Source organism: Microcystis sp. M179S2 (assembly GCF_020245805.1).
Lineage (GTDB): Bacteria > Cyanobacteriota > Cyanobacteriia > Cyanobacteriales > Microcystaceae > Microcystis > Microcystis aeruginosa.
In genome coordinates this window covers 1-2,765 of sequence record NZ_JADBUE010000115.1, presented here as the reverse complement: position 1 = coordinate 2,765, position 2,765 = coordinate 1, and the positions used below count along the sequence as shown (strand labels likewise).

Below are 2,765 nucleotides of genomic sequence, written 5' to 3'. Positions count from 1 at the left end.
TTTCTGCTATCTCTCTGGTGCAGGCTTCGAGTCTTTCTTTTTCTTCTGGTGTCATTTGCTTTGACTAGATAACTTTTTTCTATTTTATCTCTCTTTTGCCTTAAGTATTTCTACTCAGTGCCTAATTGAGATGCTCCCGAGGTATTCGCGCAGGGTGGGGATGGTGCGATAATAACCAAATTTTTCGCCGAGGTCGTAGTTGCGGGTGGATTTGGAGAGAACTTCAACGATCAGGGTGGGATTGGTGACGATGGTTTGATTTTGGCTTTGATAAATGGGCTGGTCGCTAATCACCATGAGGTCGGGATAGGTGTAAAAGCGATCGCGATCGATCCATAGACGCACATCGTTCATGAATACTTTGTAGGGTTGACCTTTGAGGGCAAGTTTGAGTAATAGGGCTGTATTTAGGGTGATGGTGTTGTGGTTGGTTGTGCCTCCTGTCATGGGGATAATTTCTCCGTTGTGATATTCGTTTTTTGATGCCGATTGTTCTTCTAGTTCAAGGTATTCGGCGGTGGTGTAGTGTTTTGTTAGGGTTTGGATAGTCATGGGTTTATAAGGAATTGTTTTAATGCTAGTTAAGATTTATAATTCTTTGTACTTCATCGATAAACTTTTGAGCATTGGCGATCGCGGCTTCGGCTGTGGCTTGGTCGGCAATAAAAGCAGTGTTATTTCATTCATAACAGGATTCCTTCTTTTTTGACGACTCTGATTAGGGAAATGGAAGAGGCGAGAAAACTGGATTTGCTAGTGGGGATGATGGAGATTAGTTCGCCATTTTGATTGAGAAAGTGATGGCAAATGTCTGAGGTGCGATTGATTTCGGCAAGGACATTTACGGGATCTTCAAGGACTGTCATGATATCAATGTCGGAGTCTGCATTGGCTTCGCCTCTTGCCTGTGAGCCAAAGAGAATTAATGCGTACAATCGCTGACCATAGAGGTTTTGTAATTTAACTTTTAACTCTTGCAGGAGCAGAGATAGATTTTGATTTTTTTCAAGTGTTTGGAGCATTGGGTTTAGTTCCTATGGATTTTTTCGTTTCCATTCTGACTTTTTCTTTAGATCTGCCATTTTTAACTCTGCGCCTTCATAGACAAGTCCTTCAAAGAGGGTGTAGTTATAGGCTACGCCGTCATCTAGATCGATCGCTATACGCTTATCGGCGGAGTGTTGGAGTTTGGCTTGATATTCGCGGAGTTCGAGTTGTTGGTCTTGGAGGTCTTTGATGAGTTTTTGGCTGGCTTTTTTGGCGGCGGTGGTGGTGAGGAGCGCGAGGTTTTGTTGTTCGCGTTGAATCTCGCTGTCGAGTTTGCGTTGGAGTTCGAGGACGTAATCGGTTCGCAGTCGGGCGAGGGTGGTGGTGTCGTAGCGATGTAGATAGACGAGTGCGCCGAAGGCTTTCTTTTTGCCACTGGTAAAGTACCAATAGATCGGGCGTTTTTTGTAGGTTTGGATGTGGTCTTTGACAAATTCATCGAGGAAGTAGCGACGGATTCTATCCCTTGAGTTTTCGCCTGTTTTGAGGGTGAGGGCGTTGGCGATGTAGTCGAGGTTGGCTTGGAGGTGTTGGGGGCTGTAGGCGGTTTTGAGGAATTCGATGATCTGATCTACGATGTCGTCGGTGAAGTAAGCTTGGGAGGTAATGGGGATGATGGCTGATGATGGGAGATCCCCCCCAGCCCCCCTTAAAAAGGGGGGAGAAGAGTTTTCTTCTTTTTCTTTCTTTTCTTCTTCTTTTTGAATGGAAACTTGAAGATCATCTTTCCCCCCCTTTTTAAGGGGGGTTAGGGGGGATCTTATTCCCTCACTCTCTAACGCATAGCGCCCCATGATGCAACCTACTGCATAGGAGAGCAGGGATTTAATATCACGGGTGAGGTCGGCGCGGCGGATGGTGATCTGTTCATCGGGGACTTCGGGGGTGAGTTCGTCTTGCAGTCCATAGGCGGCGATCCAATAACGGTTATTTTCTTCTTCGAGTTGTTTGAGTTGTTGAAATGCGCTTTCTGTTTCTTTTTGCCAGTTCTCAAATGCTTGTTGGATCAGGTTTGTTTTATATCGGGTTAATGGATGGGTTTTAAAGTCCCATGAGGTTTCAAAGTTATCCCAGTCAGTTTTAGAAATTTCGTAGCAAGTCTGAGCATTCAATTCAATCCTTTTTTTCGCATCGTCTTGAGGCTTCAAAATAGGCAAAGCGGCGACATCTTCAATGTTGATATTAAGTGTCGGATTGATAGCTTTCATAAAAAATGAAGCAAGATTAGAACAAAGATAACTACCTAATAATTTGTAGTCTTCATCTTGAGCAAACAGACACGATCCACCTGTACCAAAAATATGACCATCATTCAAAAATCTCACGCCAAAATATGATGAACTAACAGCAGACCAAGTTATACATTTTTTGAAATAAAAACTTTCGTTAGATATTTTCCATCCTAAGTTATCTCCTAAGTTAGGATACTTGTTTCTGGTATCTCTTTTAATCTCATTACCATTACCTTCCCAATTCACTACAAGTTCAGTATTGCCATACCATTTCCTGAATTCACCGCCTTTATTAAAAGGAAACCATTTTTTATCTGAGTTTATTGCGTTAGTGTTATTGGAACAGTTAAGCATCAATTTATATTTGCTAACTTCAAACCAACGACGTAAGAATTTTTCATTATCTCCTGTTCTCATACCTACTTTAGGCGGTGCAATATCTTTTAGTGGTATTGCTTTTGTGAAAATCTCTTTTGCCCGATCGCT

3 protein-coding genes are annotated in these 2,765 nt (G+C 42.6%); all 3 read right to left on the bottom strand.

The genetic code is table 11. From position 1 onward, the window contains the following. Positions 1-114 precede the first annotated feature (114 nt). The gene (locus IM500_RS06675) at positions 115-552 is read right to left on the bottom strand and encodes a Uma2 family endonuclease (protein ID WP_287738001.1); all 438 of its coding nucleotides are present in this window, start codon (positions 550-552) and stop codon (positions 115-117) included. Between the two features lie 131 nt (positions 553-683). After that, positions 684-1,022 (bottom strand): nucleotidyltransferase domain-containing protein, encoded by a 339-nt coding sequence (locus tag IM500_RS06670; protein WP_286394365.1) that lies wholly within the window; start codon positions 1,020-1,022, stop codon positions 684-686. A 12-nt stretch (positions 1,023-1,034) separates the two neighbouring features. Continuing rightward, on the bottom strand, positions 1,035-2,765 hold a 1,731-nt coding region (gene pglX, locus IM500_RS06665), incomplete at its 5' end, for a BREX-1 system adenine-specific DNA-methyltransferase PglX (RefSeq protein WP_287738000.1).

Bases quoted from the DNA above. Each gene is read 5' to 3' on its own strand.
- IM500_RS06675 (WP_287738001.1), bottom strand. From the start codon at position 552: ATGACTATCCAAACCCTAACAAAACACTACACCACCGCCGAATACCTT.
- IM500_RS06670 (WP_286394365.1), bottom strand. From the start codon at position 1,022: ATGCTCCAAACACTTGAAAAAAATCAAAATCTATCTCTGCTCCTGCAA.